Below are 13115 nucleotides of genomic sequence, written 5' to 3'. Positions count from 1 at the left end.
CTCTTTCTTTGGTTACTTTCTTTGAGCCAGCAAAGAAAGTGACTCGCCTGCCGGGCGAGACCGGCGCGCCGCACCGCAGTGCAAAGATGCCGCTTCAAGGCTTCACCCCCAGCAGGTCCACAACCTGCCCGCAGACGGAACCAATCGACCCCGCCCCCATGGCAATGACGACATCCCCGTCCCGGACGTTGTCGACGACCGCCTGCGCCATCGCACCGATGTCGTCGACGAACACCGGCTCCAGCTTGCCCGCCACGCGCACGGCACGCGCGAGTGCCCGCCCGTCCGCCGCGACGATGGGCGCCTCGCCGGCCGCGTAGACCTCGGCCAGCAGCACCGCGTCGGCCGTGCCCATGACCTTGACGAAGTCCTCGAAGCAGTCGCGGGTGCGCGTGTAGCGGTGCGGCTGGAAGGCCAGCACCAGGCGGCGGCCCGGGAAGGCGCCGCGCGCGGCGGCGATCACGGCGGCCATCTCGACCGGGTGGTGGCCGTAGTCGTCGATCAGCGTGAACGTGCCGCCGCCGGCCGGCAGCGCCAGGTCGCCGTAGCGCTGGAAGCGCCGGCCCACGCCGTGGAACTCGGCCAGCGCCTTCTGCAGCGGCGCGTCGGGCAGCTCCAGCTCGGCCGCGACGGCGATGACGGCCAGCGCGTTCAGCACGTTGTGCTCGCCGGGCAGGTTGAGCGTGACCGGCAGGTCGGGCATGCGCACGCCGTTGCGGCGCTGCGCGACGAAGCGCATCTGCCCGCCGGGCAGCGCCTGCACCTGCACCGCGCGGATCTGCGTGTCCTCGGCGAAGCCGTAGCTCACCACCGGCCGCGAGATCATCGGCACGATGGAGCGCACGCCCGGGTCGTCGCCGCAGACGATGGCGGCGCCGTAGAAGGGCATGCGGTGCAGGAACTCGACGAAGGCGGCCTTGAGCTTCGCGAAGTCGTGGCCGTAGGTGTCCATGTGGTCGGCGTCGATGTTGGTCACGACGCTGAGCACCGGCATCAGGTTCAGGAAGGACGCATCGCTCTCGTCGGCCTCGACGACGATGTAGTCGCCGACACCGAGCCGCGAGTTGGCGCCGGCGCTGACGAGCCGCCCGCCGATCACGAAGGTCGGATCCAGCCCGGCCTCCGCCAGCACGCTGGCGACCAGCGAGGTGGTCGTCGTCTTGCCGTGCGTGCCGGCGATCGCGATGCCCTGCTTCAGCCGCATCAGCTCGGCCAGCATCACCGCGCGCGGCACCACCGGCACGCGCCGGCTGCGCGCCGCGATGACCTCGGGGTTGTCGCCCTTCACCGCGGTCGAGGTGACCACCGCCTCGGCGCCGGCGATGTGCCCGGCGTCGTGGCCGATCGCGATGCGGATGCCCAGCGAGGCGAGCCGGCGCGTGGTCGCGCTGTCGCTCTGGTCGGAGCCCGAGACGACGTAGCCGAGGTTGTGCAGGATCTCGGCGATGCCCGACATGCCGGCGCCGCCGACGCCGACGAAGTGGATGTGCTTGACGGCATGTTTCATGCGCGCACCAGCCTTTCGATCTCGTCGGCCACGCGCGCCGCGGCGCGCGGCCGGCTCAGCGCGCGCGCCTTCTCGGCCATCGCCAGCAGCTGCGTGCGATCGAAGGAGCGCAGCAGTTCGGCCAGCGCCTGCGGCGTCAGGTCGGCCTGCGGCAGGTGGAGGGCGGCGCCGTGCTGGGCCATGTAGAGCGCGTTGTCGCGCTGGTGCGAGGTGGTGCTGACGATCAGCGGCACCAGCACGCTGGCCACGCCGGCGGCGCACAGCTCGCTGACCGTCACCGCACCGGCGCGGCAGACCACCAGGTCGCAGTGCGCGAGGCGCGCCGCCATGTCGTCGATGAAGGCCTGCACCTCGATGCCCTGCCTGAGGCCGACCAGCTCGTAGGCAGCGCGCACCGCGTCGCGGTTGAGCGCGCCGGTCTGATGGATGACCAGCGGCCGCTCGGTCGGCTCCAGCAGCGCCAGCGCCTGCGGCAGCGTCTCGTTCAGGACCCTCGCACCCAGGCTGCCGCCGACCACCAGCACGCGCAGCGGTCCTTCGCGGCCGGCGTAGCGCTCGGTCGGCGCGGGCAGCGCCTCGATCTCGGCGCGCACCGGGTTGCCGGTCACGACCGCCTGCTTCGTGCGCGCCGCCGCCGCGCCGTCGAAGCCGAAGGCGATACGGTCGGCCACCGGCCTGAGCGCGCGGTTGCTCATCAGCAGCGCCGCGTCGGCATTCACCAGCAGCAGCGGCTTGCCCAGCAGCGAGGCCATCAGCCCGCCAGGGAAGCAGACGTAGCCGCCCATGCCCAGCACCGCGGTGGTGGCGCGCTGACGCAGGATCTTCAGGCAGGCCCCGAAGGCGCCCAGCAGGCGCAGGCCGCCGGTCAGCGTGTGCAGCAGGCCCTTGCCGCGCAGGCCGCTGAAGGAAATGGTGTCGAGCGGAATGCCGCTGGCCGGAACCAGGCGGTTCTCCATGCCCTGCTCGGTGCCGAGCCAGCTGATGGTCCAGCCGCGGTGCTGCATTTCCTGCGCGACGGCAAGGCCGGGGATGATGTGGCCGCCGGTGCCGGCGGCCATCACGACCAGATGGCGTTGGGTGGTCACTCGGCACCGCCCTCTGTCGCGCGATACGACGCGCGGGTCTCGCCCCGCAGGCGAGTCACTTTCATTTGCTGGCCCAAATGAAAGTAACCAAAGCAAAGGGCCTGAACGCCAGCCATTTGGGTTGAGCGGTTCGGTCGCTGCGCTCCGGACTTCTGCTCACCACGGCTCGCCCGCGAGGGGCTCGAACAACGCTGTCTTGCAGCGCCGTCGTGAGCTCGACTCGCCAAACGTCCAACGAGGCAGCGGCCTTGGACGAGCGGGCGCCGAGAGTTGCCTCGCCCTTCAACAACCGAAATGTTCGAGCCCCTCGCGGGCGAGCCCAGGCACTGCTCTGTGCGGAGCGAAGCGATCGCTTCGCCTCGGCCAAATGGCTGGCGTTCCAGGCTCTTTCTTTGGTTACTTTCTTTGAGCCAGCAAAGAAAGTGACTCGCCTGCCGGGCGAGACCGGCGCGTCGTACCGAAGCGCACAAGAGCAGCTTCAAGCCCGCCCCCCTCGCATCAGCTGCCGATTCTCGATATCGACCCTCAACACGATCGCCAACGCCACGCAGTTGAGAAGAATCGCCGACCCCCCGTAGCTCATCAGCGGCAAGGTCAGCCCCTTGGTCGGCAGGACACCGAGATTGACGCCCATGTTGATGAACGCCTGCCCGCCGATCCAGATCCCGATGCCCTGCGCCAGCAGCCCCGAGAACACGCGGTCCAGCGCGATCGCCTGGCGGCCGATGTGGAAGATGCGGCGGGTCAGCCAGAAGAAGGCCGCGATCACCAGCGCGACGCCGACGAAGCCGAGTTCCTCGCCGATCACGGCGAGCAGGAAGTCGGTGTGGGCTTCGGGCAGGTAGTGCAGTTTCTCGACGCTGCTGCCCAGGCCCTGGCCGAAGATCTCGCCGCGGCCGAAGGCGATCAGCGAATGCACCAGCTGGTAGCCCTTGCCCTGCGAATACACCGGGTCCCACGGACGCAGGAAGGCGAGGATGCGCTCGGCGCGCCAGGGGCTCATCACGATCATCGCGACGAAGGCGCCCAGCAGCACCAGCAGGCTCAGCAGGAACATGCGGCCGTTGACGCCACCCAGGAAGAGGATGCCCATCGCGACGGCCGCGATGACGATGAAGGCGCCCATGTCCGGCTCGGCCAGCAGCAGCAGGCCGACGACCGCCAGCGCGATGACCATCGGCGTCACGGCGCGCAGGAAGTTCTCCTTGATCTCCATCTTGCGGACCATGTAGCTGGCGGCGTACATCGCGATCGCCAGCTTGGCCAGCTCGCTGGGCTGGAAGCTCGTCACGCCCAGCGGGATCCAGCGGCGCGCGCCCTTGCTCTCGCGGCCGATGTAGGGCACCAGCACCAGCACCAGCAGCAGGATCGAGCCGGCGAACAGCCACGGCGCCCAGCGCTCCCAGACGCGCAGCGGCACCTGCACGGCGACCAGCGCGCACATCAGGCCGACGCCCAGCGCCAGCGCGTGCCGCACCAGCATGTAGGTCGCGTTCGGCGCGATGCGCGCGGTGCGCGGGTTGTCGGGCAGCGCGATCGTGCTGGAGAACACCATCACCAGGCCGAGCGCCAGCAGCGCCGCGACCACCAGCACCATCGCCTGGTCGAAGCCGAGCACGCGCGAGGGGTTGGCCGGCGCGGCATTGACCCAGTCGCGCACCGGCAGCGCGTCGCGGCCGCCGAGGCCGAGCCAGGCGGCGACGCGACCGCGCAGCGCATCGAGGCTGAAGGGGGCTGCGGTGCTCATGCGGCTTCTCCCAGGTCGTGCGCGACCGCCTGCACCGTGGCCGCGAAGACCTCGGCGCGGTGCGCGTAGTTGCGGAACATGTCCAGGCTGGCGCAGGCCGGGCTCAGCAGTACGGCGTCGCCGGGCCGGGCTTGGTCGAAGCACCAGCGGGTCGCGGCCTCGAGGCCGTCGTGGCGCTGCAGCGGCAGGCCGGCTTCGCGCAAGGCGCTGCCCACCACCGCCTCGATGGCTGGCGCGTCGCGGCCGATCAGCGCGACCGCGCGCGCATGGCGCGCCAGCGGCAACGCCAGCGGCCCGAAGTCCTGGCCCTTGCCGTCGCCGCCCAGGATCACGGCCAGCCGTGCCGGCGCCTTGTCGGCGCCCAGGCCGTCGAGCGCCGCGACGGTGGCGCCGACGTTGGTGCCCTTGCTGTCGTCGTAGGCCTCGATGCCGCCGACGCTGGCGATGAACTCGACGCGGTGCGGCTCGCCGCGGTACTCGCGCAGGCCGTGCAGCATCGGCGCCAGCGGCCGGCCGATCGCCGTGGCCAGCGCCAGCGCGGCCAGCGCGTTGGCGGCGTTGTGGCGGCCGCGCACGCGCAGCGCGTCGGCCGGCATCAGGCGCTGCAGGTGCAGGTCCTCGGCCGGCTCGCTGCCGCGCGGCTTGTGGGTCTCGTCGGCCGGCATCGCGCGCACCAGCCAGGCCATGCCGTTCTCGACGACCAGGCCGTAGTCGCCGGGCCGCTGCGGCGCACCGACGCCGAAGCGCAGGACCTGGCGCACCAGCGGCTTCGCGCCGCGACCCTTCTGCGGCAGCGGCGCGGGCACCATGGTCTCGACCAGCGCGTCGTCGCGGTTCACGACCATGACGCTGTCCCACGCATCGGCCGCGCCGTAGACGCGCGCCTTGGCGCCGGCGTAGGCGTCGAGGCTGCCGTGCCAGTCCAAGTGGTCCTGGGTCACGTTCAGCACCGCTGCGGCGTCCGGCGCGAAGCCCTGCACGCCGTCGAGCTGGAAGCTCGACAGCTCCAGCACCCAGACCTCGGGCAGCGGCGTCGACCCGGCGCCGTCGGCCGCCGGCCCATCGGCCGCATCCAGCGCGGCCGTCAGCGTGGCCAGCATCGTCGGGCCGACGTTGCCGGCCACCGCGACGCTGGCGCCGCTGCGCTCGACCAGCAGGCCGCACATCTGCGTCGTCGTGGTCTTGCCGTTGGTGCCGGTGATCGCGATCAGCTTCGGCGCGTAGCCGCGCGCGGCCTTCAGCGCGGCGAGCGCCTGCACGAAGAGCTCGAGCTCGCCCTGCACCGGCAGGCCGCGCTCGCGCGCCGCGGCCAGCAGCGGCGTCAGCGACGGATCCAGCGGCGACAGGCCGGGGCTCTTGAGCACGCGCTGCACGCCGTCCAGCAGCGACGGGTCGAAGCCGCGCTCCGGCGTCGCGCCCGGCAGGAGCTCGGCCAGCGCCGCGGCCTGCGGCGGGCTCTCGCGCGAGTCGGCCACGCGCACCCGGGCCCCCTCGCGCGCGCACCAGCGCGCCATCGCGAGTCCGGAGTCGCCGAGGCCCAGCACGAGGACGGTCTGATCGGTCAGCATGCCCATGGCCTCAGCGCAGCTTGAGCGTGGACAGGCCCACGAGGCACAGCAGCATCGTGATGATCCAGAAGCGCACCACGACCTGCGTCTCCTTCCAGCCCGACTTCTCGAAGTGGTGGTGCAGCGGCGCCATCAGCAGGATGCGGCGGCCTTCGCCGTAGCGCTTCTTCGTGTACTTGAACCAGGCGACCTGGGCCATCACCGACAGCGCCTCGAGCACGAAGATGCCGCCCATGATCCCGAGCACGATCTCCTGGCGCACGATGACGGCGATGGTGCCGAGCGCGCCGCCGAGCGCGAGCGCGCCGACGTCGCCCATGAAGACCTGCGCCGGATAGGCGTTGAACCACAGGAAGGCCAGGCCCGCGCCGGCCATCGCGGCGCAGAAGATCATCAGCTCGCCGGCGCCGGGGATGTAGGGCAGCAGCAGGTAGTTGGAGTAGACCGAGTTGCCGGTCACGTAGGCGAAGATGCCGAGCGCCGAGCCCACCATCACCACCGGCATGATCGCCAGCCCGTCCAGGCCGTCGGTCAGGTTGACCGCGTTGCTGCTGCCGACGATGACGAGGTAGGTCAGGATGATGAAGCCGAACACACCCAGCGGGTAGGTGATGCTCTTGAAGAAGGGCACGATCAGGTCGGCGCGCGGCGGCAGCGCGTTGGAGAAGCCGCTCTGCACCCAGCGGATGAAGAGCTCCAGCACGCGCAGGTTGGAGGTCTCGGCGACGCTGAACGCGAGGTAGAGCGCGGCGACGAGGCCGATCACCGACTGCCAGAAGTACTTCTCGCGCGAGCGCATGCCCTCGGGGTTCTTGTCGACGACCTTGCGCCAGTCGTCGACCCAGCCGATCGCGCCGAAGCCGAAGGTCACGATCATCACGATCCAGACGAAGCGGTTGCTCCAGTCGAACCACAGCAAGGTGCTGATCGCGATCGACAGCAGGATCAGCGCGCCGCCCATCGTCGGCGTGCCGCGCTTGGCGAGGTGCTCGACGACGCCGTACTCGCGGATCGGCTGGCCGATCTTCAGCTCGGTCAGCCGGCGGATCACGAAAGGACCGAGCGCCAGGCCGATCAGCAGCGCGGTCATCGCGGCCATCACCGCGCGGAAGGTCAGGTACTGGAAGACGCGCAGGAAGCCGAGCTGCTCGGGGTAGAGCAGCGCGAGCCATTGCGACAGCGTGATCAGCATCGGGAAGCGTCCTCAGTGGAGGTCGGCCGTCGCCTGCAGCGCGGCCACCACCTGTTCCATCTTCATGAAGCGCGAGCCCTTGACGACCACCGATGCCGCGGCCGGTGCCTCGCGCAGCATGCCGACCAGCGAGGCCACGCTGTCGAAGGCCCGCGCCGGGTTGCCGAAGGCCCGCGCCGCCGCGACGCTGGCGCTGCCGGCCGTCCACAGCGACTCGATGTGGCGCGCCTTGGCGTAGGCGCCGATCTCGGCGTGGAAGGCCGCGCCCTGGTCGCCGACCTCGCCCATGTCGCCCAGCACCAGCCAGCGCGGGCCGGGCAGCGTGGCCAGCACGTCGATCGCGGCGCGCACCGAGTCCGGGTTGGCGTTGTAGCTGTCGTCGATCAGCGTCAGCTCGCGGCCCTGGCGGCGCAAGGTGCGGATCTGCGAGCGGCCCTTGACCGGCACGAAGGCCTCGAGGCCGCGGCCCACGGCGTCGAGCGGGCAGCCCGCGGCCAGCGCGCAGGCCGCCGCGGCCAGCGCGTTCTTGACGTTGTGCCAGCCGGCCACGTGCAGGCGGATGGCGGTGGCGCCGGCCGGCGTGTGCAGCACCACGGCCCAGTGGTCGCGGCTCCACACGGCCTCGGCCATCAGGTCCGAGTGCACGGCGTTCGACGACTCCAGCGAGAACGTCAGCGTCGGCCGCGTGCCGGCGAGCTTCTGCCACAGCGGCGCGTGCGCGTCGTCGGACGGGAACACCGCGGTGCCGGTCGGCCCCAGGGCCTCGATCGCCGCGCCGTTCTCGCGAGCCACGGCCTCGACGCCGTCCATGAACTCCTGGTGCTCGCGCTGCGCGTTGTTGACGAGCGCCACCGTCGGCGCGGCCAGGCGCGCCAGCTGCGCGATCTCGCCCGGGTGGTTCATGCCCAGCTCGACCACCGCGGCGCGGTGCCAGGCGCCGCCGGCGGCGTGGTCCTGGCGCAACCGCAGCAGCGTGAGCGGCACGCCGATGTCGTTGTTGAAGTTGCCCTCGGTCGCCAGCGCCGCCTCGCCCAGCCAGGCGCGCAGGACGCTCGCGATCATCTGCGTGACGGTGGTCTTGCCGTTGCTGCCGGTCACCGCGATCAGCGGCAGGTGCATGCGCGCGCGCCAGGCCGCGGACAGCTCGGCCAGCGCCGTGCGCGTGTCGGCCACCTGCAGGCCGGGCAGCTGCGCCTCGGCCAGGCCGCGCTCGGCGATCGCCGCCGCGGCCCCGGCCTCGCGCGCCTGCGGCAGGAAGTGGTGCGCGTCGAAGCGCTCGCCCTTCAGCGCGACGAACAGGTCGCCCGCCTGCAGGCTGCGGGTGTCGGTGTGCACGCGCGCCAGCGCGGTGTCCGGATCGCCGACCAGCGCCGAGCCGGGCAGCAGCGCGTGCGCCTGGCGCAGGTCCATCATGACGGCGCTCATCCGCGCGCTCCCCGGGCAGCGAGCGCCTGCGTGGCCTCGGCCACGTCGGAGAACGGGTGCCGCACGCCGGCGATCTCCTGGTAGTCCTCGTGGCCCTTGCCGGCGATCAGCAGCACGTCGCGCGTGCCGGCCTGCGCCACGGCCTGGGCGATCGCGACGCGGCGGTCCTCGATCACGCTCGCGCGGTCGCGCCGGTCCTGCCCGGCCACGATGTCGGCCAGGATCGCGCCGGGCACCTCGTTGCGCGGGTTGTCGCTGGTGACGACCACGCGGTCCGCCAGGCGCTGCGCGATCGCACCCATCAGCGGCCGCTTGCTCGCATCGCGGTTGCCGCCGCAGCCGAACACGCACACCAGCCGGCCCTCGCGCGCCATCGCCAGCGGGCGCAGCGCGACCAGCGCCTTCTCCAGCGCGTCGGGCGTGTGGGCATAGTCGACCACCACTTCGGGCCGGCCGTGGCCGTCGCCGACGCGTTGCATGCGGCCGGGCACCGGCGTGAGCTGCGGCACCACGCGCACGGCGTCGGCCAGCGGCACGCCCATCGCCCGCAGCCCGCCGATCACCGCCAGCAGGTTGGCGGCGTTGTAGTCGCCGATCAGCGTGCTGCGCACCGCCAGCGCCTCGTTGCCTTCCTGCAGCGTGAAGGCGAGGCCGCCGTCGATGTAGTCCAGCTCGCGGGCGCGCAGGCGGGCCTCGTCGCGGCCCAGCGCGTAGGTCCAGACGTCGAGCGGGCCACCGGCCAGGCTGGCCGCCAGCGCCGCGCCCTTGGGGTCGTCGAGATTGAGCACCGCGGCCTTCAGGCCCGGCCAGGCGAAGAGCTCGCGCTTGGCGGCCCAGTAGGCGTCCATGTCGCCGTGGTAGTCGAGGTGGTCGCGCGTGAAGTTGGTGAACAGCGCCACCTCGACGCGCACCGCGGCCAGGCGATGCTCGACGATGCCGATCGACGAGGCCTCGATCGCGCAGGCCTGCAGACCGTCGGCCAGCATGCGGTGGAAGCCGCCGTGCAGCGTGACCGGGTCGGGCGTGGTGAGGCCGGTGAAGCGCACGGTCGACGGGTGGCCGGGCAGGGGCGGCTCCCCCCCCGACGCGCTCAGCGGCGGTTCACCAATCCCCAAAGTGCCGACCACGCCGCAGCGCCGTCCCAGCAGGCTCAGTGCCTGCGCGGTCCACCACGCGGTCGAGGTCTTGCCGTTGGTGCCGGTGGTCGCGACGACGCGCAGGCGCTCGGTCGGACGCTCGAAGTAGATGTCGGCGATCGCGCCGGTCGCGGCCTTCAGGCCGGGCAGCGCACCGATGCGCGCATCGTCGAAGCCGTAGGCGTCGACGCCGTCGGCCTCGACCAGGCAGGTCGAGGCCCCGGCCGCCAGCGCCGCCTGCACGAACTTGCGGCCGTCGGTCGAGTAGCCCGGCCAGGCGATGAAGGCGTCGCCCGGCTGCACCTGGCGGCTGTCGCTGCGCAGCTGGCCGGTGGTCCACTCGCGCAGCCAGCGGGCCGCGGCGTCGGGCGAACGCAGGCGGGTGAGCACTAGAAGCTCTCCTCGACGGCGTCGGCCTGGCGCGCCACGATCTGCGGCTGCACCGCGAGGTCGGGCGCCACGCCCAGCGACTGCAGGCTCTTCTGCACCACCTCGCTGAACACCGGGGCAGCGACGTCACCGCCGTAGTACTTGCCGGCACTCGGCTCGTCGACCATCACGGCGACGACGATGCGCGGCTTGTCGACCGGGGCCAGCCCGACGAACCAGGAGCGGTACTTCTTGTCGGCGTAGCCCTTGCCTTCCTGCTTGTGCGCGGTCCCGGACTTGCCGCCGACCGAGTAGCCGATGGTCTGCGCCTTGGGCCCGGTGCCGCCCGGGCCGGCCGCCATCTGCAGCATGTGGCGCACCGCCCGCGCGGTCTCGGGCGAGAAGACGCGCGCCCCGGCCGCCGGCGGCGCGGCCGGGTCCAGGCGCGTGATGCTGGCGGGGATCAGCTCGCCGTCGTGCGCGAACACGGTGTAGGCGCGCGCCAGCTGGTACAGGCTGGTCGACAGGCCGTAGCCGTAGCTCATCGTCGCCTGCTCGATCGGCCGCCAGCTCTTGTACGGCCGCAACCGGCCGGTGACCGCGCCGGGGAAGGCGATCTGCGGTTTCTGGCCCAGGCCGACGGCGCTGTACAGCTCCCACATCTCGCGCGCCGGCATCTGCATCGCCATCTTGACGGTGCCGACGTTGCTGGACTTCTGGATGATCTCCTCGACCGACAGCACGCCGTGCGGGTGCGCGTCGCTGATCGTGCTGCCGGTGATCTGCATGCGACCGGGGCTGGTGTCGATGCGGGTGTCGGGCCGCACGCGGTTCGTCTCGAGCGCCAGCGCGGCGATGAAGGGCTTCATCGTCGAGCCGGGCTCGAAGGTGTCGGTCATCGCGCGGTTGCGGAGCTGTCCGCCGCTCAGGTTGCGGCGGTCGCCCGGCGAATAGCTCGGGTAGTTGGCCATCGCCAGCACCTCGCCGGTCTGCACGTCGAGCACGACGACGCTGCCGGCCTTGGCCTGGTGCTCGGCCACCGCCTCGCGCACGCGGCGGTAGGCGAAGAACTGGATCTTGGTGTCGATCGCCAGCTGCAGGTCGCGGCCGTCGACCGGCGGCTCGATCTCGCCGATGTCCTCGATCACGCGGCCGAGGCGGTCGCGGATCACGCGGCGCGTGCCGTCGCGGCCCGCCAGCATGTCCTGGAAGGCCAGCTCGACGCCTTCCTGGCCGCGGTCCTCGACGTTGGTGAAGCCGACGACATGGGCCGTCGCCTCGCCGGCGGTGTAGCGCCGGCGGAACTCGACCATCTGGTGGATGCCCTTGATGTTGAGCGCGCGCACCTGCAGGGCCAGGCCGTCGTCGACCTGGCGCTTGAGGTGGATGAAGCTGTAGTCGTCGGTCAGGCGGCGGTCCAGGTCGGCCAGCGTCATGTCCAGCAGGCGCGCGAGCTGGCGCTTCTCGGCCGGCGTGGCCTTGACCTCGCGCGGATTGGCCCAGATGGTCGGCGTCTCGACGCTCGAAGCCAGCAGCTCGCCGTTGCGGTCGGTGATGCGGCCGCGGCTGGCCTGCAGGCGGAACTGCTTCTCGTAGCGGTTGGCGCCCTGCTGCTGGTAGAACTCGGTGCCGATGACCTGCACGTAGGTCGCGCGCCCCAGCAGCAGCAGGAAGCCCGCGCCGACCGCGGCCACCAGGAACTTCGAGCGCCACGGCGGCGTCTTCGAGGCCAGCAGCGGACTGCTCGCGTAGCGCACGCTGCGCAGGCCCACGGCGCCGCTGGCGGGTCGCTGCGTGCGGCGGGTGCCCGAGGCGGCGTCCTTGCCCTTTCCGAACCAGTTCATCGCGCACCTCCACCGGGGGCACTGGCCGGCGCATCGACGTACTCGGTGACCGCCGGCGAGGCGTTGCGCATCGCCAGCTTCTCGCGCGCCACCTTCTCGACGCGCAGCGGCGTGGCCTGCGAGCGCGCCTCGAGCTGCAGGCGTTCGTGCTCGCTCTGCAGCTGCAGCGCGAGCGCCTGCGCGCGGTCGAGCTCGGTGAACAGGCGGCGCGACTCGTAGGAGATCTTCACGAGGTAGAGGCTGCTCGCGATCAGCGCCAGCAGCAGCAGCACGTTCAAGCGAGTCATGCCGACACCCCGACCGCCGTCCGCTCCGCCACGCGCAGGATCGCCGAGCGGGCGCGCGGATTGGCAGCCACTTCGTCGGCGCCGGGGCGCAAGCGCCCCAGCGCACGCAGCCGCAGCTCGGGCGCCGGCGCGAAGGGCGCGCGCCGGTCCACCGTCGCGCGGCTGTGGCTCGCGATGAAGGTCTTGACGATGCGGTCTTCGAGCGAATGGAAGCTGATCACGGCCAGCCGCCCCCCGGGGCTCAGGCATTCGATCGACGCGGCGAGCGCGCGTTCGACCTCGGACAGCTCGGCGTTGACGAAGATGCGCAGCGCCTGGAAGGTGCGCGTCGCCGGGTCCTGGCCCGGTTCGCGCGTGCGCACGGCGCGCGCCACCACCTGCTGCAGGTCGGCGGTGTCGCGGACCGGCCGGCCTTCGGCGCGGCGCGCGACCAGGGCCCGGGCGATGGCGGCCGCGAAGCGCTCCTCGCCGTAGTCGCGGATCACCGCGGCGAGCTCGCGCTCGTCGGCGCGCGCCAGGAAGTCGGCCGCGCTCTCGCCGCGCGTCGAGTCCATGCGCATGTCCAGCGGACCGCTGGCGCGGAAGCTGAAGCCGCGCGCGGGGTTGTCGATCTGCGGCGAGCTCACGCCGAGGTCCAGCAGCAGGCCGTCAATGCGGGACACGCCCTGCGCTGCCAGCAGCGCCGGCAGTTCGCTGAACGCCGCATGCTCGATGTGGAAGCGCGGGTCCGTGACCCGCCCCTCGCCGTGCGTCGCGTGGGCCACGGCCTCCGGATCGCGGTCGATCGCCAGCAGCCGGCCCGCCGGCGCGAGCCGCTGCAGGATCAGGCGCGAATGGCCGCCGCGTCCGTAGGTGCCATCGACGTAGACGCCATCCGGCCGCGTCACCAGGGCGTCGACTGCCTCGTGCAGCAGGACGGTGCGGTGCTGCCAAGGTCCTTCTCCCGGTTGCATGA

The 13115-nt window shown here is 72.0% G+C and carries 10 protein-coding genes; all 10 read right to left on the bottom strand.

The genetic code is table 11. The annotated features are described in order from the left end of the window. Positions 1-94 precede the first annotated feature (94 nt). Complete coding sequence (gene murC, locus QZV97_RS14775; protein ID WP_295643628.1) at positions 95-1507, bottom strand: UDP-N-acetylmuramate--L-alanine ligase; 1413 nt, start codon at positions 1505-1507, stop codon at positions 95-97. Further along, positions 1504-2592 carry an undecaprenyldiphospho-muramoylpentapeptide beta-N-acetylglucosaminyltransferase gene (murG, locus tag QZV97_RS14770; protein ID WP_295643625.1) on the bottom strand — a complete coding sequence of 363 codons (1089 nt, stop codon included), beginning with the start codon at positions 2590-2592 and terminating at the stop codon, positions 1504-1506. The genes murC and murG overlap by 4 nt, the downstream gene beginning before the upstream one ends. A gap of 478 nt (positions 2593-3070) precedes the next feature. Then, positions 3071-4339: a putative lipid II flippase FtsW gene (gene ftsW, locus QZV97_RS14765; RefSeq protein ID WP_295643622.1), complete on the bottom strand. Its 1269-nt coding sequence runs from the start codon at positions 4337-4339 to the stop codon at positions 3071-3073. Further along, on the bottom strand, positions 4336-5913 hold the full coding sequence (murD, locus tag QZV97_RS14760; protein ID WP_295643619.1) for a UDP-N-acetylmuramoyl-L-alanine--D-glutamate ligase: 1578 nt from the start codon (positions 5911-5913) through the stop codon (positions 4336-4338). Before murD ends, ftsW begins: the two co-directional genes overlap by 4 nt. Positions 5914-5917: 4 nt before the next feature. Continuing rightward, positions 5918-7099, bottom strand: a complete 1182-nt coding sequence (gene mraY, locus QZV97_RS14755; RefSeq protein WP_295643615.1) for a phospho-N-acetylmuramoyl-pentapeptide-transferase — start codon at positions 7097-7099, stop codon at positions 5918-5920. Positions 7100-7111: 12 nt separating this feature from the next. Further along, positions 7112-8524 carry a UDP-N-acetylmuramoyl-tripeptide--D-alanyl-D-alanine ligase gene (murF, locus tag QZV97_RS14750; RefSeq protein WP_295643612.1) on the bottom strand — a complete coding sequence of 471 codons (1413 nt, stop codon included), beginning with the start codon at positions 8522-8524 and terminating at the stop codon, positions 7112-7114. Beyond that, positions 8521-10050 (bottom strand): UDP-N-acetylmuramoyl-L-alanyl-D-glutamate--2,6-diaminopimelate ligase, encoded by a 1530-nt coding sequence (locus tag QZV97_RS14745; RefSeq protein WP_295643609.1) that lies wholly within the window; start codon positions 10048-10050, stop codon positions 8521-8523. Before QZV97_RS14745 ends, murF begins: the two co-directional genes overlap by 4 nt. Continuing rightward, complete coding sequence (locus QZV97_RS14740) at positions 10050-11873, bottom strand: penicillin-binding protein 2 (RefSeq protein WP_295643605.1); 1824 nt, start codon at positions 11871-11873, stop codon at positions 10050-10052. Before QZV97_RS14740 ends, QZV97_RS14745 begins: the two co-directional genes overlap by 1 nt. Then, positions 11870-12160 carry a cell division protein FtsL gene (ftsL, locus tag QZV97_RS14735; RefSeq protein ID WP_295643602.1) on the bottom strand — a complete coding sequence of 97 codons (291 nt, stop codon included), beginning with the start codon at positions 12158-12160 and terminating at the stop codon, positions 11870-11872. The genes QZV97_RS14740 and ftsL overlap by 4 nt, the downstream gene beginning before the upstream one ends. Beyond that, complete coding sequence (gene rsmH / locus QZV97_RS14730) at positions 12157-13113, bottom strand: 16S rRNA (cytosine(1402)-N(4))-methyltransferase RsmH (RefSeq protein WP_295643599.1); 957 nt, start codon at positions 13111-13113, stop codon at positions 12157-12159. The genes ftsL and rsmH overlap by 4 nt, the downstream gene beginning before the upstream one ends. Positions 13114-13115 lie beyond the last annotated feature (2 nt).

It is taken from the genome of uncultured Methylibium sp. (assembly GCF_902826655.1).
In the GTDB taxonomy this organism is placed as follows: domain Bacteria; phylum Pseudomonadota; class Gammaproteobacteria; order Burkholderiales; family Burkholderiaceae_C; genus Methylibium.
The sequence above is the reverse complement of the archived record's forward strand: the minus strand, read 5'-3'. Positions and strand labels throughout refer to the sequence as shown.

What these genes read in the sequence shown, in the direction of transcription:
- murC (WP_295643628.1), bottom strand. Translation starts at nt 1,507, where the DNA reads ATGAAACATGCCGTCAAGCACATCCACTTCGTCGGCGTCGGCGGCGCC.
- ftsW (WP_295643622.1), bottom strand. Translation starts at nt 4,339, where the DNA reads ATGAGCACCGCAGCCCCCTTCAGCCTCGATGCGCTGCGCGGTCGCGTC.
- murD (WP_295643619.1), bottom strand. Translation starts at nt 5,913, where the DNA reads ATGGGCATGCTGACCGATCAGACCGTCCTCGTGCTGGGCCTCGGCGAC.
- mraY (WP_295643615.1), bottom strand. Translation starts at nt 7,099, where the DNA reads ATGCTGATCACGCTGTCGCAATGGCTCGCGCTGCTCTACCCCGAGCAG.
- murF (WP_295643612.1), bottom strand. Translation starts at nt 8,524, where the DNA reads ATGAGCGCCGTCATGATGGACCTGCGCCAGGCGCACGCGCTGCTGCCC.
- QZV97_RS14740 (WP_295643605.1), bottom strand. Translation starts at nt 11,873, where the DNA reads ATGAACTGGTTCGGAAAGGGCAAGGACGCCGCCTCGGGCACCCGCCGC.
- ftsL (WP_295643602.1), bottom strand. Translation starts at nt 12,160, where the DNA reads ATGACTCGCTTGAACGTGCTGCTGCTGCTGGCGCTGATCGCGAGCAGC.
- rsmH (WP_295643599.1), bottom strand. Translation starts at nt 13,113, where the DNA reads ATGCAACCGGGAGAAGGACCTTGGCAGCACCGCACCGTCCTGCTGCAC.